Origin of the sequence: Actibacterium sp. 188UL27-1, assembly GCF_016901225.1 — a bacterium.
In the GTDB taxonomy this organism is placed as follows: Bacteria; Pseudomonadota; Alphaproteobacteria; order Rhodobacterales; family Rhodobacteraceae; genus 188UL27-1.
Map to the genome: position 1 here is coordinate 79,169 of NZ_JAFEUL010000005.1, position 20,011 is coordinate 99,179.

Here is a 20,011-nt window from a genome sequence, read left to right on the forward strand (position 1 = left end):
GCTCCGCAACCTCCCTGGCCAGCGCGCAGGCGCCACAACCGCACATCAGCTCACATCCAGATGTCGGAGGTAACGTCGCCACCGGGATAGCGCATCTCGTGGCAGCGCGACGGGCCGTTAGGTTCCCGGCCAAAATCCACGACGAAATCAGGGTTGATGGCCATGCCGCCCTGAGCCGTGTCGCAATCCACGATATACATCTGCGCGCCCTTATCCTTCATGCCGGGGTAGAACTGATTGTCCCAACTGGAAAAAAGCGAGGTGGTAACATAAAGCCGCTTACCGTCCAGGCTCAGTTGGATCATCTGCGGCGCGCCCTGGACGGTCACGCCGTTGACCTCGAGCGCCTTGCCCAAAAGCCCGCCGATCCAGACCTGACCCGTCATCTTGGGATTGGCTTTGTCCGCAATGTCATATTGACGAAGGTCGCCGTGTAACCAATTGGCAAAATACAGATATTTGTCATCCATCGAAATCAGGATATCGGTGATCAGCGACGGCATCGGCACCGGAAAACCCTCCACATCGACTGTGGGAATGTCGATCACCTTCTCGATCTGGAAATCGTCACCATCCTTCCACCACCGAAACACGTTCGAACTGAGCGTGGCGGCAAAGAATCCCTCGTTGGAGGTCGGATCATGCATCCCCCGCACCTCCAGTGGGATCATGCCCTCGGCGCCCATATCGATGCTCTTGACGATCTTCTTGGCCTCAAAGTCCCAGAAATGGACCGACTGGCCGTATTTGCCCTTGCCCACATCCTCCAGATCGAAACCAGGCATGAACGTATTCGGCGCGCCCCACTCGCTGCTGACCATCATGTTGTGGCGCGGCTGGTACCAAAAGTCGTAATTGTAATTCATGCCGGTGATATCATTCTCCCACCGGCCCACGATGTTGAACTCCTTGTCCAGATGCAGAAAGCCACCCGGCGCGTTGCCATCGGCATCCCCCAGCATCGAGATGATGATATCCGATTTCAGGCAATGCACGGTATGTGGCCCGCTAAGGCCCGTCTTGGCCTTGATCTCGTCGCCAGACACGACCATGTGCAGCTTTGGCACTGTGGCATCCGACACATCGACCACGTTGATGTTCGAGGTCCGCACCCCCGGCAGCAGCAAATATTTCCGCGCCATCGAGCTATCATCATGGCAAGACGAACAGGCATTCCACCCCGAATGGTGCAACTCATCCCCGATCTGCGGCATCTCCGTCCGCGCGATCACACTGGAATAGGTAGGGCTCTCCGGATCCACATCGACAGTCGCCAGATAATCCGGCTTCTCAACGCCGGTCCCCACATAAAGGGCCACGGTATATAGCAGCGTCTCCCGCGGGGCTTTCATCGCGTCGGCGGGCGACGCGTAGCCGGGGCCACAACACTCATCAAGCATGGTCATTCCTCCCTGATTTCCGCTGTTTTGCAGAATATTATTAGTACAGGGATGGTATGGTAGATCAGAATTCTGTCAACGATTCAGAAACAACGCGCCGTAACGGGTCCGCCAGCAAAAGCCCGGACGTGACGCAAGCCCCATCATGTGTCTAAAAATATCCCCGCCGGAGGCAAAAAATCCTGGGACGTGCGGTTCGGTTATCGCCCTTCATAGGCAGCAGGGCGCTTTTCCAGGAATGCCAACACACCTTCCTTGAAATCGCGGGTCTGACCCAGCTCACCCTGCAAATGCGCCTCCAGCGCCAATTGCCCCTCAAGGTCGTTGTCAAACGTGCCGCGGATCGCGGCCTTTGCGTTCCGGTAAGCAACGGTGGGACCCTCGGCCAGGTGCAAGGCACGGTTCCACCAGTGATCCAGGAAGTCATCATCGGGCACATGCTCCCAGATCATGCCCCAATCATCGGCCTGCTTGGCGGTGATCTTGTCGGCAAAAAGGGCTGCCCCCATGGCCTTGGCAAAACCCATCTGACGCGGCAGCCAGTACGTGCCACCCGCATCCGGGATCAAACCGATCCGGGTAAAGGCCTGAAGGAACACGGCCGACTCGGTCGCGATCACCACATCGGCGGCCAGGGCAAGGTTCGCTCCGGCCCCGGCAGCCGCCCCGTTCACCGCACAGATCGTGGGCACCGGGCAGTCAAAAATGGCCTTTAACATCGGGACATATTCATCCCGCAACGTCCGCTCCAGATCCAGATTGCCCGCATTGGCACGGTCCCCCAGGTCCTGGCCGGAACAAAACGCCTTGCCTTTCCCGGTCAAAACCGCCACTCGCGCCTCTTTGCCTGCCATTTGAAAGGCATGTGTCAGCTCGGCCCGCATCTGCGTATTCAGCGCATTCATCACCTCGGCCCGGTTCATGGTGATCAGGGCCACATTCTCGCGCACGGCATAACGGATGGTTTCGTATTGCATTGGATCCAGGCCCCTCCTTGACGTTGGCGTTACCTTACGGGAGCGCGCGGTGAGGGAAAGGCCGACTGTGCGTCACTCGTCAAGAATTTCACGCAAGCGCGCCTCATCCCCGGCGCTCAGCGGGGCCTCCGTCGCCTGCGCCGGATCACGACGGCGGATATAGGACGCACCGGCAACCCCTGCGATCAGCAACATGACCGGCCCCGCGATCCACAGGATCAGGTTCATACCACCGGTCGATGGGGTCATCAGAACGCCTTCCCCATAGCGGGCCACGAAAAACGCCTTGATCTCCGGATCGGTCTTGCCCGCCGCCACCTGTTCACGAACGGCCCGACGGGCATCGCGCGCCCAATCGGCATTGGAAGAGGCGATGGTCTCCGACTGGCATTGCACACAGCGCAATTCATGGTCCAGGGCCCGCGCCCGCTGCTCCTGCGCGGCATCCGGCAACATCTCTGACGGATCAAGCGCCCAGGCTGCGCTGGCAACCAACATGGCGCACAGGAAAACCAGAACTCTCATTCCGCAGGCACTCCTTGTGGTGTGGCCTTGCGCGCCCCCGCTGCCACCCGGTGACGCCGGTCCATCAGCGACAGGAACCCGCCCAACGCCATAATCATACACCCGGCCCAGATCCAGTTGGCAAGGGGCTTGATATAGGTGCGCACAGCCCAGCCCCCGTTGGCCTGCTGATCGCCGATCACCAGATACAGATCGCGAAACACGCCGTTATCAATCGCCGCCTCTGTCGTGGGCATACCGGCAACGGGGTAGATGCGTTTTTCGGGCTGCAATGTCGCCACCAGGCGATCATCTCTTGCGATATCGATGGTCGCCATGGTCGACAGGTAATTCGGCCCCTCGACCTCCGACACGTCCCGCAAGGTGATCTCGTATCCGGAAACGTCATAGCCCTGCCCGATCTGGGCCACGCGGATGTCCTCAACCTTCCAGGCGATCAAAACCGCAATCCCCAGGGTCGTCACACCCAAACCGGAATGGGCCAGCGCCTTGCCCCAATCCGCGCCCGGCAAACGGGTCAACCGTTGCAACCTGCTGGACAGCGGACCCCGCCCGGTCCGCGTGACCAGCTCTGCCAGCGCGCCACCAACAACCCAGATACCCAGGATGAATCCCAGCGGTGCCAGGATTGATTTGCCGGTTTGCAGTGACCAAACAAGGGCCCCACCCGCAATGCTCAGCGCCAGGATGCCCCAAAGTGGCTGCATGGCGCGATCCACCTTGGCACGTTTCCACGGCAATAACGCGCCCAGCGGTAAGACGGCCGCCAATGCGACCATGAATGGTGTGAAGATCGCGTCAAAGAAATGCGGCCCCACGCTGACCACACGCTGAAAGACCATCTCTGCCACCAATGGCCAAATCGTTCCGATGAACACGACAAAACAACTCACCGCGAGCAAGACGTTGTTGACCACCAGCGCGCTTTCCCGGCTGACCATGCTGAAAACTCCCCGCGCCTCCAACGAGCCTGCGCGAAAGGCGTAAAGCGTCAGCGCGCCGCCCAGGAAAATGGCCAGGATCAACAGGATCAGCACACCCCGGTCCGGGTCATTTGCAAAGGCATGGACACTGGTCAACACGCCGGATCGCACGATGAATGTCCCGATCAGGGAAAATCCAAAGGCCAGAATGGCCAGCAAAACAGTCCAGCTTTTCAGCGCCTCACGCTTTTCAACCACGATCGCTGAATGCAGAAGGGCCGCCGCCAGCAGCCATGGCATAAAGCTGGCATTCTCCACCGGATCCCAGAACCAGAAGCCGCCCCAGCCCAGTTCATAATAGGCCCACCACGATCCCAGCGCGATCCCGATGGTCAAAAACACCCAAGCCGCAAGCGTCCAAGGGCGCACCCACCGCCCCCAAGCCGCATCTACGCGGCCTTCGATCAACGCCGCAACGGCAAAGGAAAATGCCATCGAAAGCCCGACATAGCCCAGATACAGAAACGGTGGATGAAAGGCGAGACCCGGATCCTGCAACAGCGGGTTCAGGTCCTGCCCGTTCATCGGCGGCGTCTCGAGCCGCAGGAACGGGTTCGAGGTGAACAGGATGAACGCATAGAATGCCACACTGACCGAGGCCTGCACGGCCAGCACCCGCGCCCTGAGGGTGGCCGGTAGGCCCTGACCGAACCACGCGGCCGACGCGCCGAATCCCGCCAGGATCATGACCCATAACAGCAGGCTGCCTTCATGATTCCCCCAAACCCCCGACACTTTGTAAATCATCGGTTTCAGCGTGTGGGAATTCAGCGTGACCAGCCGCAACGAAAAATCAGACGTCACAAATGCATAGGTCAGCGCGAAAAAACTCGCCGCGACTAGAACGAATTGTGCGGTCGCGGCAGGTTGCGCCAACGCCATCCAGCCGGTCCAACGGTTATGCGCGCCCACCAGCGGCACAACGGTTTGGACGCAGGCCACAACTGCCGCCAGGATTAAGGCGAAATGACCGAGTTCAATAATCATTTGTCATAAGTAGCGGCCCGGATGCTGGCCGCCAACGCAAAACGGCCTGCGACATAGTCGCAAGGCCGTGATCAGTGTCTCACTTGTTCAGGCAACCATCAAACGACGATGAACCCACCTTTCAGAACATAGGCGATCAGCGCGGTCAGCAACGCACCAAAAACCAGGCGCACCAGCCATTTCAACATGTCCTCGATGGAGCCCAATCGTTTCTCCACGGCCAATCGATGGACCTCATCTACCGCGTTGCGCATCTCAAGTGCATGCAGACGGCGGTCCACCTGGCGGCACCACTCTTCATCCATGGCCGTGCCTCCAGTCCCGCAATGCGGGGTTGTCAGACGTGTTGCCGGTGCCATCCATGGGTTGATCGACGACATCCTGCCCTCCCTCTAACGCCTTGAGCGTTCTCAGGTTTTCGGTCACCACCTTGGTCTGCCCCATGGTCGCGGCGATGGAGCGTTGGAACTCCTGCCCCTTCGCCTGGTGACGCGCACCAAAATAGAACGAAACGATGGCACCCATCAGCCACCACAGAGGCTCTGGCACCAGGGCGATGCCTTGCATCCGTTCGGCAAACCAAATCGGATCCACCATGGCGCTGACGAACAGGCCCAACGTACCAATGGCCAAGGCCGGCCGGGGCAGACGGTTAAGTCCGTCAATCATCCGGTCGAACAGACCCTTGCGCGGCACAGCGAACTCGGCCGCAAACTGGTCAAGCGCCGCGCCATTTTGCGCCAGGCTGCGCACCGCCTCGGCCTCCGCATTTGGGCGAAACACCTCCGCGGTCTCCCGGATCACGTTACGACCAGAGCCGAACAAAAAACCCAGAACCCCGTCGATCAACCCCATTTGGCGACCCGTGCGCGATGCCCGGCCTCCGTCAGGTGATATTTCGGGCTGATGAACTCCTCGGCCCGGGTGATCCAGCCACCCTTGCCGCCATTGCGACGCCGCGCATATTTCCGGCTTTTCGGGCGACGGTCGGCCAGCGCGTAATAGTAATTGCGCCGGGCAATCCCATAGGCATCGGCCAGGTGACTGGGCGCCTCACGCTCCGCCGCCTGTGCCGCACCGATGGTCTGGGGCCCGATGGCACCATCGACACTGATCTGCTGACCCATCTGCCGCAGCAAGCGCTGCAGGATTTTCACCGCATTCCCGCCCGCGTTGACATACATGTCAAAGACGCTGGCTTGGATCGACTTCGGCAAGGACGCGATGCGCGGCCGGACAAAGTAATGTTCGATGAAAATCTCAACGGCCTTGGCCCGATCCAGCCGTTTCACATCGGCCACCGTGACGCGGCCATCGCCGGTCAAATCGATGCCCAGCCGCCGCATGGTCCCGATGGTGACGCCCCATTTCGTGGCCCCGCCCGGATCATCCGGGTCATTCACATAGCCGCCTTCCCGGCGGACGATCTCTTCCGCAATATCCTGAACTGTTTGCATGTGCCTCTTCCCCTGGCAGTAACGTTTTATTCACCAATGGGAAGCTGCCTGAAGAGGTTAAAGAAACCTTTACCCGACCGTACGGTGGTTAAGAGCCGGTCTCGGGTTCCTGGTAAACACCCTGTTCTTTCAGCGCGTCGATCACCTCTTGTGGCATATAGGTTTCATCATGTTTCGCCAGTATTTCAGTGGCTTGGAAGACACCGTCAATGTAGCGCCCAGTGGCCACCGTGCCTTCACCCTCACCAAACAGATCAGGGCGAATACCGGTATAGGCCACGGGGATGGAGGCCGCCCCATCCGTCACCGAAAACGTGATCGACTCACCCTGACCGATCACAAGCGTGCCTTCCTCGACCAGACCGCCCAATCGGATCACCAGATTGGCCGGAACAGGATCGGCAGCCAGTTCAGACGGGCTTTTAAAGAACTGAAACGCATCATCCGGTAGAAACCACAACAACCCCAAAACCCCGGCCAGGCACGCAAAAGCCAAGCCAATGATCTGGATACGTCTTTGTTTTTTCAGACCTTTCATGCTTACCTCCCTATGGAAAGACTGGCGCCATCAACAGCCCCGCCGTCTCCTCTTCGCCGAGCATCACGTTCGCATTTTGCACAGCCTGGCCCGAAGATCCCTTGGTCAGATTGTCCAATGCCGCATAAACGGTGGCCCGCCCTGCTTTGCGTTCCGCCACCACGCCAAGATGAACATAGTTCGACGCGCGCACGGATCTTGTCGACGGGGCCTGCCCCAGGGGCAAAACATGGCAAAACGGTTCATTTGAATACACCGCGATAAGTGCCGCATGGATCTGATCCGCATCGCCATGAACATAGGCCGCCGCCAAAATACCCCGGTTCGCGGGCACGAGGGTTGGCGTGAACTGGATCTCAATAGGCCGCCCCGCCGCACGGCTCAGTTCCTGGTCGAACTCCCCAAGGTGCCGGTGTTTGGCCCCCACCGCATAGGGGTAATATCCCTCGGATAACTCCGCGTGCAGCAGGTTCTCCTTCAGCGCCCGCCCCGCGCCAGAGACGGCGCATTTCAGGTCCAGGATGATCTCATCGGGATCGATCACCCCACCGGCCACCAAGGGCAGCAAGGCAAACAAACCCGTTGCCGCATTGCAGCCTGTCCCGGCCACGAACCGAGCCGCGGCGATGTCGTCGCGGTAAAACTCGGTCAGGCCATACACCGCTTCTTTCTGCAATTCGACCGCGTCATGCGGTTTGCCGTACCACGTCTGGTAATCCACCGGGTCGCGCAGCCGGAAATCCGCGCTTAGATCCACAACTTTCAAATCCCGCGGGAGGTTCGGGATCACCCGTTGGCTGGTCACATGGGGCAACGCGCAAAAACACAGATCGATATCGCCAAAATCGGTCTCATCGATCTTAGCCAAACGCGGCAGTTCCAGATGGGCCAGATGCGGAAACACCTCCGCCATGGTAAGCCCAGCTTTGCGTTCGGCACATAACGCCTTGATTTCGAATGAAGGATGAGAGGCGATCAACCGGACAAGCTCTGCGCCAGTATAGCCCGAGGCGCCAAGGATGGCGATGGAATGGGTCATGAATTCAGATCCTGATATCAGGGAGCGGACAAGGGTTAGGCAGCATCGAATGCGATCTGTCGTCGCAAAAACTGCGTGGCCTTGTCGCTGACACGGCGCGGATCGCCGGTCGTCAGGAACACCGAACAGTCTCCCGATCCGCGCAAATCAGGATGCCGCTGCAGGTAATCCGCCAGGCTCTCTGCCACCAGATCCGCCTGGGAAAAAACCTTGACATTCGGCCCCAACGCGGCGCGAAAGGCCTCCTCCATCAGCGGGTAATGGGTGCAGCCCAGAATGGCGGCTTCAGGCGTTGGCATCTTGCGCTGCAACGCCTCCACATGGGAGCGGACCAGCGCTTCGGCCAGGATCAGATCGCCATCCTCGATGGCATCGACGACACCGCCGCAGGCCTGCGCCTCCACATCCACCCCGATCGCGCGAAAGGCCAGTTCCCGCTGGAAGGCCCGGCTGGCCACCGTCGCGGGCGTCGCGAACAAGGCGACATGTTTCACGGCCACCTCGCGCGGGGGGGAGTTGTCGCCCCATTGGCGTTCGGTCAGCGCCTCGATCAGCGGCACAAAGACACCCAGCACCCGTTTGTCCTGCGGCACCCAGGCTTCCTGCATCCGGCGCAAGGCAGCGGCAGAGGCGGTGTTGCAGGCCAGGATTACCAGATCGCAACCCGCCGCCCAAAGCCGCTCCACACTGGCGCAGGTCAGATTGTAAACATCATCCGCGTCGCGCACCCCATAGGGCGCGTGGGCGCTATCGCCCAAATAGGCAATGGGCATGTCCGGCAACCGTTTGGTAACAGCGTCCAGCACCGTCAGCCCGCCCAAACCGCTGTCAAAGATGCCAACGGCCATGGGTCAGCTCTTGTACCGCTCTTCGAACTCAAACCCATAATCCAAGGATTTCAGAGGTTTGGGGCTCAAGGCATAGGTCTCTTGGCGCAAAAAATCCATCATGGCATGGGTATCGCCTGCGCGTTCGGCCAACGCAACCGGATCAATGGGTGTGCCGATGGCAATATCCACCGGCTCATCGACCCGCGCCTTGAACTCTCGGATCAGCAGCGCCATCCGCAGCGTGTAATGCAGATGGCTGGCCACCTGAAACAGCCGCGAATTGTGCCCGTCAAAATAGATGGGCAGCACCGTCGCCCCGGATTTGGCCACCATCCGCGCCGTGAACCCCCGCCAACCCGGATCCATCGGGCGCGAAAACGGCTTGGCCGCCGTCGCGACCGTCCCGCCGGGAAAAACGCCGATCGCCCCACCCTCGGCCAGATATTCCAACGACCGCTTCCGCGTCTCGATATTCTGACGCACCGCCTCCTTGGTCTCGTCGAATGAGACCGGCAACAGGATGCGGTTCAACTCTTCGGCTCGCTTGAACACGCTGTTGGCCAGAATACGGAAATCGCCGCGCACATGGTTTAGGATATGGCCGATGATCAGCCCATCCAGAATGCCGTAAGGGTGGTTGGCAATCAGGATCAGAGGCCCCGTTTTCGGGATGTTCTCCATCGACCCGCCGACCACGTTCAGGCTCAACCCGTAGCGTTCCACCATGACCTGCCAAAAATCGCGCCCGGCGGCCACGTCGTGCTCGTATCCTGCGGCGCGTTTGATCAGGCCCAGTCGCCCGGTTGCGTTCTCCAAAACACGAATGACGGCACGCCCGCCCTTGGTTTGGGCCGAGCTGGCATAACTGATCTCACGGGCCACCTGACGGTTCGGCATCGACACCTCCTCCGATTGAAAAGGATGTATAGCGAGATATCGCTTATGCCTAGTCCATCGGATGTTTTTTGCCCCGTGTTACTCCGCCGCCTGTTGCAGATGGTGTGGCCCCGCCTCAAACGCGGCCCACAACTCCGCCTTGCGCAAAGCAGCTGTTTCGGCTGCCTTTTCCTTGACCGGGCCAAAGCCGCGGATTTGCAGCGGCAACGCGGCCAGGGCCATGGCGGCCTCCATCCGGTCCGGCGTGACTTGCGTCAAAAGACGCGCCATATCAGCCTCATATTCGCGGATCAGGCGGCGTTCCATCTTGCGCTCCGCAGTATAGCCAAACGGATCAAGCGGCGTGCCCCGCAGGGCCTTGAACCGCGCCAGCACCGGAAAGGCCCGCGCCATCCACGCACCAAAGGCCCGCTTCTTGGGCCGCCCGTCCGGCCCGGTCCGGGACAAAAGCGGGGGCGCAAGGTGATAGGTCAGTTTCAGATCGCCATCAAACTCCGCCGCCGCCTTCTCTGCCGAGGTTCGCAACAAACGTGCCACCTCATATTCATCCTTATACGCCAGGAGCTTATGATACCCTTTCGCAACCGCCAGCTTCAGTGCCGGATCCGCGATGGGGTCGACCAGTTTGCGATACCGCTTGGCCAGTCGCGGCCCCTGATAGGCCACCAGATGCGCCTCGCGAAAGGCAATCTGCTGCTCCGGCGTACGCGGTTTTTCAACCACCTCCGCCGTCAGAACGCGCCCTGCCTCTTCCGGATGCACCGCCGCCCAGCGCCCGTATTCAAAGGCTTTCAAGTTGCCTTCGACGGCCGCCTTGTTCAGCTCAATCGCCTGTTTGATCGCGGCCATGCTCAGGGGTACAAGGCCGCGCTGCCACGCTGCCCCCAGGATCATCATGTTCGAAAAGATCGAATCCCCCAGCAAGGTCTTCGCCAGCTTCGACGCGTCAAAGAACTGAACGCCGTTCTTCAGCTTGGCTTCCAGCGACAGCTTCAACCGGTCATTCGGGATGCGAAATTCGGTATCGCGGGTGAAGTCTCCGGTGACGATCTCGGCGGCGTTCACAACTGCGCCGGTGCGCCCCGTGCCCATCAGGCCCAGCGTCTTGGCCCCCGCCGTCGTCACCAGATCACCACCGATCACGCCATGGGCTTCCCCCGTGGCCACGCGGATCGCGCTGATATGTTCCGGCCGCGCGGCGATACGGCAATGGATATGCACGGCGCCACCTTTCTGGGCCAGGCCGGCCATCTCGATCATGCCGGCACCCTTGCCGTCGATATGGGCGGCCATGGCCAGAATCGCGCCGATGGTCACAACACCGGTGCCGCCCACCCCGGTGATGACCAGGTTATGGGTGCCCCGGATCTCTGGCAGGCGCGGCGCGGGCAGGTCTGGCACCGTCACCTCCTGCACCGGGTCCTTGCGGATCTTGGCCCCTTCGATGGTGACAAAGGATGGGCAGAACCCTTTGACACAGCTGAAATCCTTGTTGCACGACGACTGATCGATCGCCCGCTTGCGCCCCAGCTCCGTCTCAACCGGCACGATTGACACGCAATTGCTTTGCACCCCGCAATCGCCACATCCCTCGCAAATATCCGTGTTGATAAAGACGCGCTTGTCCGGATCCGGAAACTCCCCCCGCTTGCGACGGCGGCGTTTTTCCGCGGCACAGGTCTGCACATAAACAATGGCAGACACACCATTGATCTTGCTGCATTCTTCCTGGGCCACTTGCAGATCTGACCGCTCGAACCGCTTGACGCCGGACGGAAAGGCGGACAGATCCACATCCTCCTTGTCGTCATAGACCAGCGCGACATGCCCCACGCCCATCGCCAGCAACTCGCGGCAGATCTGATCGGCGCTCAGATCGCCGTCATTGCGCTGTCCACCGGTCATGGCGACCGCATCGTTGAACAGGATCTTGTAGGTGATCGTGGTCCCTGCCATCAGGGCCGCGCGGATCGCTTGCACGCCCGAATGGTTATAGGTCCCGTCGCCCAGGTTTTGAAACACGTGGTCGCGGGTCGAAAACGGCGCCTCCCCGATCCAATTCGCGCCCTCCCCGCCCATCTGGGTAAAACCGACCGTCTCCCGGTCCATCCACTGTACCATGTAATGGCACCCGATCCCCGCATAGGCGCGACTGCCCTCCGGCACCTTGGTTGATGAATTGTGTGGGCAGCCCGAACAAAAATACGGCAACCGCGCCGCGATATCACTGGCATTGTCGGCCCGCCGCGCCTCATCGATCCGGGCCATCCCGGCCTTGATCCCATCGGTGCCGCGCCCTTCCTCGCATAGGATCACACCCAGTTTCGCCGCGATATCGACGGGGTCCAAGGCATAGCGGGTCGCGAACAGTTCTTCCCCGTCCTTATGCCAGCCGTAAACCCGGCGACCGCGACGATCATCAAAGATCGCCTCCTTGACCTGCACCTCGATCAGCTTGCGCTTTTCCTCAACCACCACGATCAGGTCCAGACCTTCGGCCCAATCATGGAAGCTGTGCATATCCAGCGGCCAGACCTGCCCGATCTTGTAGGTGGTGATCCCCAACCGCTCCGCCTCTGCCGCATCAATGCCCAGCAGGCTCAGCGCGTGGACCAGATCAAGGTAATTCTTGCCAGCCGCCACAAACCCGATCTTGGCGCCCGGCTTGCCCCAAACCCGCTTGTCCATGCCATTGGCGCGGCTGAACGCCTCTGCCGCAAAACGCTTGTAGTCGATCATGCGCGCTTCTTGCTCGACCGGCGTGTCAACCAGGCGAATGCTCAACCCACCCTCGGGCAGCGCAAAATCCGGCAGGGCGAACTGCATCCGGTGCGGGTCGCCATCCACCACGGATGTCGCCTCCACCGTGTCCTTCATCGTCTTGAGGCCGACCCAGACCCCGGCAAACCGCCCCAAGGCCCAACCATAGAGCCCGTAATCCAGGATCTCCTGCACCCCTGCCGGGCTGACGATGGGCATGTAGGCGTCGACCATGGCCCAGTCAGACTGGTGCAACGTGGTGGAGCTTTCGCCCGTGTGATCGTCACCCATGGCCATGATCACACCGCCATGGGGGGAGGTTCCGGCCATGTTGGCATGCCGCATCACATCGCCGGACCGGTCCACGCCGGGCCCTTTGCCGTACCACAGGCCAAAGACACCGTCGTAACGCCCCTCGCCCCTCAGTTCGGCCTGCTGACTGCCCCATAGGGCGGTTGCCGCCAGATCCTCGTTCAAACCGGGTTGAAAGGTAATGTCATGGGCGGTCAACAACTTGCCCGCCCGCATCATCTGCTGATCCACCGCGCCAAGGGGTGATCCGCGATAGCCGGTCACATAGCCTGCCGTGTTCAGCCCCGCTGCGGCATCGCGGGCCCGCTGCATCAGCATCAACCGGACCAATGCCTGTGTCCCGTTCAGCAAAACCGGTGATTTCGTCAGATCGAACCGATCATTCAGGCTGATGACCTGGTCATTCATGATGCGCTACCTCCCCGTTTCGCTGCCCTTATGTTAGGTCACATTTCCTGACCTACCAAACAAAAAATGCGGCATTCCGTCGAAGGGGCTGTCACTGCCAGGGCCGTTAGCGATAAAACCTTCCGCAGGGCCAATTCGGTCAGAAAGGTGCATCATGGACTGGGACAAACTCAGAATCTTTCACGCCGTCGCGGATGCTGGTAGCCTGACCCATGCGGGTGAGGCCCTGCACCTGAGCCAGTCTGCCGTGTCCCGTCAGATTCGCACCCTGGAGGAAAGCCTGAACACCACCCTGTTCCACCGCCATGCCCGCGGTCTGATTCTGACCGAACAGGGCGAGTTGCTGTTTGACGCCACCACGGCAATGAACAAACGCCTGGACACCGCCGCCGCCCGGATCCGCGATAGCGAGGAAGAGGTGTTTGGGGATCTGCGCGTTACCACGACCATCGGCTTTGGGTCGCTCTGGCTGGCCCCCCGCCTCGCCGGGCTCTACGAACAATACCCCGAGATGACCATCGACCTGATGCTCGAAGAGCGGGTGCTGGACCTGCCCATGCGCGAAGCCGATGTCGCAATCCGCATGAAAGAACCCAGCCAGGCCGACCTGATCCGCAAACGGCTGATGGGGGTGCGGATGCGCCTTTATGCAACGCCCGATTATCTTGATAAATTCGGAACACCGACCAGCTTCGCCGATTTGGGAAATCATCGTCTGATCTGTCAGGCGGCCTCCAGCACGCAGGTGGCCGCCGGTGCCGCCCTGATCAATCATCTGCTCACGTATGATTTCGCCTCGCAACTGACCGTGAACAACTACTTCGGGGTGCTGCAGGGTGTTTTAAACGATTTGGGCATCGGTGTTCTGCCCGATTATGTGACCCAAAACGCCCCCCGTCTGGTGCGAGTGCTGCATGATGTGGAATCCGGTGAAGTTCCGGTATTTTTAGCCTATCCCGAAGAACTTAGGCAATCCAAGCGCATTGCCGCATTCCGGGATTTTGTGGTCCAGGAAATTCAGGCCCAAAAGAAACGCCAGCGAGAGGCGGGCATGTCCGCCGCCTGAGTTATGCGTTGCATTCATGCCAGCTATGATAGCGGTCTGCGCATTTATTCCTTGAACGGTGAATGCCCGGCCCCTATCTCCATATCGTAGACGAAAGACCACTTGGTCTTGTCTATACCTCCCTGTTGGACTTGGGCCGAGTTTATCTCGGCCTTTTTTTTGCCAGATCGCCCAGCGGCATCCCTGTCCCCGCGGGGACAAAACCAAGGGCCATGTCGCCTGTCCCCGCGGGGATAGTCCGGTCAGGGGCTTTTCCCCGCATCCCCTCTCCCCTATGAACAGGTCCGTACCGCGTCTGACGCCAAAGGGGATCCCGTGCACGAACCGCAAATCACCGACGATCTGATCGCGGCCCACGGCCTTAGCTCTGACGAATACCAGACGATCCTCGACATCATCGGGCGGACCCCCAGCTTTACCGAGTTGGGCATTTTTTCCGCCATGTGGAACGAGCATTGTTCTTACAAATCGTCAAAAAAGTGGCTCCGCACGCTGCCGACAGAGGGTCACCAGGTCATTTGCGGCCCCGGTGAGAATGCCGGCGTTGTCGATATCGGCGATGGACAGGCGGTGGTTTTCAAGATGGAGAGCCACAATCACCCCAGCTATATTGAGCCTTATCAGGGGGCAGCGACTGGCATGGGGGGCATTCTGCGGGATGTCTTCACCATGGGCGCCCGCCCCATCGCGGCGATGAACGCGCTTAGCTTTGGCAGCCCGGATCACCCGAAAACCAAGTCTCTTGTTGCCGGTGTCGTGGCCGGGATCGGTGGCTACGGGAACTGCTTTGGGGTGCCGATGGTGGGCGGGGAGGTCCGGTTCGATCCGGCCTATAACGGCAACTGTCTGGTGAACGCCTTTGCCGCCGGGTTGGCCGATGCGGACAAGATCTTTTACTCCGCCGCTTCGGGCATTGGCATGCCAGTTGTCTACCTGGGCGCCAAGACCGGGCGCGACGGTGTGGGTGGTGCCACGATGGCCAGTGCGGAATTCGACGACACAATCGAAGAGAAACGCCCGACCGTGCAGGTCGGCGATCCCTTCACCGAAAAACGTCTGCTGGAAGCCTGCCTTGAATTGATGGCCTCGGGCGCCGTGATCTCGATCCAGGATATGGGGGCCGCCGGTCTGACCTGCTCCGCGGTCGAGATGGGGGATAAAGGCGGGCTTGGCGTCTCGCTGAACCTGGATGCCGTGCCGGTGCGCGAAGACGGCATGACCGCGTATGAGATGATGCTATCCGAAAGCCAGGAACGCATGCTGATGGTCCTGCGCCCCGAAAAACAGGCGGAGGCCGAGGCGATCTTTGCCAAATGGGACCTCGACTTTGCCGTTGTGGGGCAGACCATCGCCGAGGATCGGTTCATCATCCGACATGGCGGAGAGGTCAAAGCCGACCTGCCGCTTTCAAACCTTTCGGGTGCGGCCCCGGAATATGACCGCCCCTGGCAGGCGACACCCCCTGCCCCCGATTTGGACCCTGTGCCGGAAATTGACCCAATCGACGCCCTGAAGGCCCTGATCGCCGCCCCCAACTATGCGGGTAAATCCTGGGTCTACGGTCAATACGATCAGACGGTCATGGCGGACACGGTGCGCACGCCGGGCCTGGGCGCCGGGATTGTGCGGGTACACGGCACCAACAAGGGCCTCGCCTTCACCTCTGACGTGACCCCGCGCTATGTGGCGGCCAACCCCGTGGAAGGCGGCAAACAGGCCGTGGCAGAGGCCTACCGCAACCTCACCGCAGTAGGGGCCCTACCCCTGGCGACCACGGACAATCTGAATTTCGGAAATCCCGAAAAACCCCATATTATGGGACAGTTAGTCGGCGCTCTTAAAGGAATCGGTGCAGCCTGCGCGGCGCTCGACATGCCCATCGTCTCTGGCAATGTCTCCCTTTACAATGAAACGGACGGTCAGCCGATCCTGCCGACCCCCACAATCGGGGCGGTGGGTTTGATCGCCGATCTGGACCATAGGATCACCGGCACCGCGCGGGCTGGGCATGTGCTGCTGATGCTGGGGGAGATGCAGGGACATCTGGGGCAATCCGCTGTCTTGGCCGAAGTGTTCAACCGGACCGATGGCGACGCCCCTCCCGTTGATCTGGCGGCAGAGGCCATGGCGGGCGCGTTCATCCGGGACCAGATCGATTGGATCGATGCCTGCACCGATATCTCAGACGGGGGGCTGGCCCTGGCTGCGTTCGAACTGGCCCTTGCCGGTGACGTTGGTCTGACGCTTGACCCCGCTGACACGCCGACCCTGTTTGGCGAGGATCAGGGGCGTTACCTGATTGCCTGCTCCTTTGACAAGGCGGAGGCGCTGATGATAGCCGCCGGTCAGGCTGGTCTCACGCTCGCCTCGGTCGGTCGGTTTGGTGGCGAAACCGTGAAGGTGGGCCCGTGCGAGGCAGAGCTTTCCGAGCTTCGCCTGATATACGAAACCGCATTCGCCGACGCCCTGACCTAAGCAATCGGGCCAGGGCAATATGGTGATGGGCGCAACACAATTCATCAGCGTATGGAATAATTAACAAAACATTCATTCATTTTTATTATACGTTTTGCAGTGATATTCCCGACCAGCATTCAGGATGAAAGGGAAGATCGATGATATCTTGCAGCACCACTGACATCAGGTCCGCCACGCCGTGGACTGCCAGATCCTTTATCATAGTCGCCTTGATTACCATTTTGGCCGGGGCTGTGACGCAGCTGGACAACGCGGATGCGTCGGACCCGCGCGAGGCGCCTGCCCTCTCACCCGTCGTCTATACGGACTGGCACGGAAATGTTGCGCGCTCCTCCTCTGCAATCGACCGGACCGCCAAGCTGGAGGCGCCCCAGTCCGATTTTTGACCATGGCTTACCGATGCGGGCTGCCTGATGCGCGGCCCGCACTGATGCGCAACACTGATGCCATTGCCAATGTCAGCCCGCCCTCGGCGGTGATCTTGGTTGCAGGCGTGGCACCGGCATTCTATGCGAAGGCGAAACATAAGAACCCATATCGCCATGCTCCGTTCCGCCACACCCGATGACCTTGATTTCGTTTGCGCCCTCCAGGCCCGGCCGGAATACCATGCGCTGATTGCCGAAGATGGCCGGGACAGGTTGCTGGGATACCTGTCGGGAACATCGGAACAACTGCTGATCTGGGCGCGCAGCGATACCCGGGAGGGCTTTGTGCTTTTGTCCGGTAACCTCCATGATGGGGGCAAGGTTGAGCTGCGCCGCCTGGCGCTGGACCAACCCTGGCGCGGGCAAGGTCAGGCCTTGCTGGCCGATCTGATCACCTACGTCTTTGATACGATCGGGGCCTACCGGCTGTGGTTTGATGTGGCCGACGACAATGATCGGGCGCGCCGGGCCTATGAACGCGCAGGGTTCATCCATGAGGGGACGCTGCGCAAACACTGGCATCGCCGCACGGGCGACAAGGTGGATCTGGCGCTGTATGGCATGCTGGCCGAAGACCGAAAGCCCTAGTGCCCCTTGCGGGCCTGCGGCGCTGGCCCTAACTTCCGGGTAACTGGTATAAGGACATCGCCCATGGCCCTGTTGGCCAAAGATATCGAAGAGCTCATCCGGGAAAGCTTTCCCACGGCGCAGATCACGGTGTCGGGTGATGACGGCGTGCATTTCGCGGCACAGGTGATTGATGAGAGCTTTCGCGGGCAGAACCGCGTCCAGCAACAACGCGCCGTGATGAAGGCGTTGAAGGGAAAGATGGACGGACCGAATGGCGAGTTGCATGCCCTTGCGTTGACCACGAAAGCACCGGAATGACAGCGATTTATGTCGTTCTGGCCGGTCTGCCCGGCCTTGGACTTATCCGGGCAGCAGAACAGTTGCAGCGCCCAAAGAACCCACAGACTTATGCACAGGGCATGGTGCCCCTATATGCGAGGAGATCGAAATGACCGAAGCGCAGGCCCAGATCAAAGACACCGTGACCGCCAATGACGTTGTGCTTTTCATGAAGGGCACCAAATCGATGCCGCAATGCGGATTTTCGTCCCGTGTGGCGGGTGTGTTGAACTTTATGGGCGTCGAATTTGCCGATGTGAATGTGCTGGCCGATGACGGTATTCGCCAAGGGATCAAGGATTATTCCGACTGGCCGACGATCCCGCAGCTTTATGTCAAAGGTGAATTCGTGGGCGGCTGCGATATCATCACTGAGATGACCCTGTCCGGTGAGCTGGATACGCTTTTTCAAGAAAATGGCGTTACCTTCGACAAGGATGCCGCTGACAAGATCCGCGAAGCCAACGGATGACGTGACGTCGTCCACCGGTCGCATGCGCTAACTGTGGATGACAACCAGGCCGTCCTGGGCCAAGGCGGCTTCGGCGATGAACCCTTTGCACGCCGCGAGGCTGTGAAGCAGCCACTGTAATCCGCCATCGGGATCGTCGGTCCAGTCGTTTGGATAGATGTCGTCTTCATCCAGGCGGCGTGCGTCATAGCGGGTTTTGATCCAGGCCGCATCAATCGGATCGAGCGCCGCGGCGATCTGCTTGACCACTTGGGGCGCATGGCCGAGGGGTGGCGCAAGGCCATATTCCTCTTCGGTCAAAGGGCGCCCGCCATACATGAAGCTGAGCGGGGTATCCCCCATCATCGCGCCGTCATTGAGCAGATAGTTCAAGCCGTCAAAGCTTTTGCCCAGATCAAGGGCGGCAGCGGTCCGCCGGATATCCGTGCCTTCGATCCGGGACGCGCCGGACAGGCTGATGAGATCGTCCAGAATATCCGGATCTTGCGAAATGGCGGTCAACTGCTCCGCACTCGACCGGACCAAGGTGCATGACATTCCCATCGCTTTGCTCCCCAACATGGACAGACGCCAATGTGCGGACGGTAAGAGCGACGACAAGCCGCCCCGGGATGCTTGTGGTATCAACGGCAGAACTTGGCCGGTCGCTTCGGTAGTGTGATCAAAAGCTTGCCGATGACACGGGACGCCACGGGCAGATCAGATATGGCCCGCCGGGAACGGCTGAGGTGCAAAGAATGCCGTCAGGTCGCGGTCTTTTCCTCGGCCAAGGTCGCCAACGCTTCGGCCCGGGCCGCGATTTCCGACATGCCTTCGGTCACGGCGTCGGGGATCACCGGCACCTCGACCCGAACCTGGACCGGCTCCGCCGTAGCGCCGCTGAGGGCCGCGATCTGACCTGCCTGCTCCTTGACCTTTGCCTCTGCAGATTTGGCGCGATCCTCGAAAGCCGCCGTGCGGTCGGCGAGCATCAAGCCAGCCATCAACAGCATCCGCGCCTCCGGCATCCGGCCGATCTGTTCGACCAAGGTCGAGGCTTCATTGTTAAGCAACCCGGCTGCCGATTTCAGGAAATGCTCTTCGCCTTCCTGGCAGGCAACCTGAAAGGTCCGTCCGCCAATCTCGATACTCAGTTCCGGCATCAGGACGCCTCCGTGACCAGGGGGGCAAGTGCGGCGATCAGATCATCCAGTTCGGCCCGGTCCGCGGCCCGACTGGCTTTCAAATCAGCCTCGGCGGTTTCCAGCGCGCTGACCCGTTCCTGCAATTGCTCTTTCTTTGCTTTGACCGCCGCGACCCGCTCGCGCAGTTGGGCATTGGCGGTCTGTTCGGCCTCTAACGCCTCTTTCAAGCCGGTAATCTCGACATCGGCTTCGGCGCGGGCGGTTTCGGCCCCAGCGGCCTGGGCCGCCGCAATCGCCTCGTCGGGGGCACCGGCACCGGGATCAAACCCCTGCAAAGCCTGGCCAATCCGATCCATGGCGACCGCTATTCGCTGTTCCAGTTCCGCAATATCCGACATGCGGTCTCTCCCTCGTGAATTCT

21 protein-coding genes are annotated in these 20,011 nt (G+C 60.4%); 6 read left to right on the plus strand and 15 right to left on the minus strand.

Annotated features, from left to right (window positions below):
• Positions 1 to 50 precede the first annotated feature (50 nt).
• The 12 genes from IU397_RS08690 to IU397_RS08745 all read right to left on the minus strand — a co-directional run bounded on the left by IU397_RS08690 (position 51) and on the right by IU397_RS08745 (position 13,113).
• Positions 51 to 1,400: a selenium-binding family protein gene (locus tag IU397_RS08690; RefSeq protein WP_204412385.1), complete on the minus strand. Its 1,350-nt coding sequence runs from the start codon at positions 1,398 to 1,400 to the stop codon at positions 51 to 53.
• A 200-nt stretch (positions 1,401 to 1,600) separates the two neighbouring features.
• Entirely contained in the window at positions 1,601 to 2,377 is a 777-nt protein-coding gene (locus tag IU397_RS08695) for an enoyl-CoA hydratase-related protein (RefSeq protein WP_204412387.1), read from the minus strand.
• Between the two features lie 72 nt (positions 2,378 to 2,449).
• Entirely contained in the window at positions 2,450 to 2,902 is a 453-nt protein-coding gene (locus tag IU397_RS08700; RefSeq protein WP_204412389.1) for a cytochrome c-type biogenesis protein, read from the minus strand.
• Positions 2,899 to 4,872 (minus strand): heme lyase CcmF/NrfE family subunit, encoded by a 1,974-nt coding sequence (locus IU397_RS08705; RefSeq protein ID WP_204412391.1) that lies wholly within the window; start codon positions 4,870 to 4,872, stop codon positions 2,899 to 2,901. The genes IU397_RS08700 and IU397_RS08705 overlap by 4 nt, the downstream gene beginning before the upstream one ends.
• A gap of 98 nt (positions 4,873 to 4,970) precedes the next feature.
• Positions 4,971 to 5,177: a hemolysin XhlA family protein gene (locus IU397_RS08710; protein ID WP_204412393.1), complete on the minus strand. Its 207-nt coding sequence runs from the start codon at positions 5,175 to 5,177 to the stop codon at positions 4,971 to 4,973.
• Positions 5,170 to 5,727 (minus strand): holin family protein, encoded by a 558-nt coding sequence (locus tag IU397_RS08715; protein WP_204412396.1) that lies wholly within the window; start codon positions 5,725 to 5,727, stop codon positions 5,170 to 5,172. The genes IU397_RS08710 and IU397_RS08715 overlap by 8 nt, the downstream gene beginning before the upstream one ends.
• On the minus strand, positions 5,718 to 6,329 hold the full coding sequence (locus tag IU397_RS08720; RefSeq protein ID WP_204412398.1) for a holin-associated N-acetylmuramidase: 612 nt from the start codon (positions 6,327 to 6,329) through the stop codon (positions 5,718 to 5,720). The genes IU397_RS08715 and IU397_RS08720 overlap by 10 nt, the downstream gene beginning before the upstream one ends.
• 88 nt (positions 6,330 to 6,417) lie before the next feature.
• Positions 6,418 to 6,867, minus strand: a complete 450-nt coding sequence (gene ccmE / locus IU397_RS08725; RefSeq protein WP_204412400.1) for a cytochrome c maturation protein CcmE — start codon at positions 6,865 to 6,867, stop codon at positions 6,418 to 6,420.
• A gap of 10 nt (positions 6,868 to 6,877) precedes the next feature.
• The gene (argC, locus tag IU397_RS08730; RefSeq protein ID WP_204412402.1) at positions 6,878 to 7,906 is read right to left on the minus strand and encodes an N-acetyl-gamma-glutamyl-phosphate reductase; all 1,029 of its coding nucleotides are present in this window, start codon (positions 7,904 to 7,906) and stop codon (positions 6,878 to 6,880) included.
• 35 nt (positions 7,907 to 7,941) lie between these two features.
• Positions 7,942 to 8,754, minus strand: coding sequence for a glutamate racemase (locus tag IU397_RS08735; RefSeq protein ID WP_204412411.1), 813 nt, complete (start codon positions 8,752 to 8,754; stop codon positions 7,942 to 7,944).
• Between the two features lie 3 nt (positions 8,755 to 8,757).
• Positions 8,758 to 9,633 carry a lysophospholipid acyltransferase family protein gene (locus IU397_RS08740; protein WP_204412413.1) on the minus strand — a complete coding sequence of 292 codons (876 nt, stop codon included), beginning with the start codon at positions 9,631 to 9,633 and terminating at the stop codon, positions 8,758 to 8,760.
• Positions 9,634 to 9,711: 78 nt separating this feature from the next.
• On the minus strand, positions 9,712 to 13,113 hold the full coding sequence (locus IU397_RS08745) for an indolepyruvate ferredoxin oxidoreductase family protein (protein WP_204412415.1): 3,402 nt from the start codon (positions 13,111 to 13,113) through the stop codon (positions 9,712 to 9,714).
• Between the two features lie 154 nt (positions 13,114 to 13,267).
• Between IU397_RS08745 and IU397_RS08750 the strand changes: the two genes are divergently transcribed.
• The 6 genes from IU397_RS08750 to grxD all read left to right on the plus strand — a co-directional run bounded on the left by IU397_RS08750 (position 13,268) and on the right by grxD (position 18,466).
• Positions 13,268 to 14,179: a LysR family transcriptional regulator gene (locus tag IU397_RS08750; RefSeq protein WP_204412417.1), complete on the plus strand. Its 912-nt coding sequence runs from the start codon at positions 13,268 to 13,270 to the stop codon at positions 14,177 to 14,179.
• Positions 14,180 to 14,494: 315 nt separating this feature from the next.
• Entirely contained in the window at positions 14,495 to 16,654 is a 2,160-nt protein-coding gene (purL, locus tag IU397_RS08755; RefSeq protein ID WP_204412419.1) for a phosphoribosylformylglycinamidine synthase subunit PurL, read from the plus strand.
• A 236-nt stretch (positions 16,655 to 16,890) separates the two neighbouring features.
• Positions 16,891 to 17,043: a hypothetical protein gene (locus IU397_RS08760; protein WP_204412421.1), complete on the plus strand. Its 153-nt coding sequence runs from the start codon at positions 16,891 to 16,893 to the stop codon at positions 17,041 to 17,043.
• 156 nt (positions 17,044 to 17,199) lie between these two features.
• Positions 17,200 to 17,673: a GNAT family N-acetyltransferase gene (locus tag IU397_RS08765; RefSeq protein ID WP_204412423.1), complete on the plus strand. Its 474-nt coding sequence runs from the start codon at positions 17,200 to 17,202 to the stop codon at positions 17,671 to 17,673.
• A gap of 63 nt (positions 17,674 to 17,736) precedes the next feature.
• Complete coding sequence (locus IU397_RS08770) at positions 17,737 to 17,973, plus strand: BolA/IbaG family iron-sulfur metabolism protein (RefSeq protein WP_204412432.1); 237 nt, start codon at positions 17,737 to 17,739, stop codon at positions 17,971 to 17,973.
• 130 nt (positions 17,974 to 18,103) lie between these two features.
• Entirely contained in the window at positions 18,104 to 18,466 is a 363-nt protein-coding gene (gene grxD, locus IU397_RS08775) for a Grx4 family monothiol glutaredoxin (protein WP_204412434.1), read from the plus strand.
• Between the two features lie 27 nt (positions 18,467 to 18,493).
• On the opposite strand, the gene IU397_RS08780 is transcribed toward grxD, so the two are convergent.
• From IU397_RS08780 to IU397_RS08790, 3 genes are all read right to left on the minus strand, one after another.
• A complete protein-coding gene (locus IU397_RS08780; protein ID WP_204412436.1) occupies positions 18,494 to 19,003 on the minus strand; it encodes a DUF1877 family protein in 510 nt (169 codons plus the stop codon).
• 206 nt (positions 19,004 to 19,209) lie between these two features.
• Entirely contained in the window at positions 19,210 to 19,608 is a 399-nt protein-coding gene (locus IU397_RS08785) for a cell division protein ZapA (protein WP_204412439.1), read from the minus strand.
• Entirely contained in the window at positions 19,608 to 19,988 is a 381-nt protein-coding gene (locus tag IU397_RS08790) for a hypothetical protein (RefSeq protein WP_204412441.1), read from the minus strand. The genes IU397_RS08785 and IU397_RS08790 overlap by 1 nt, the downstream gene beginning before the upstream one ends.
• Between the last annotated feature and the right edge of the window lie 23 nt (positions 19,989 to 20,011).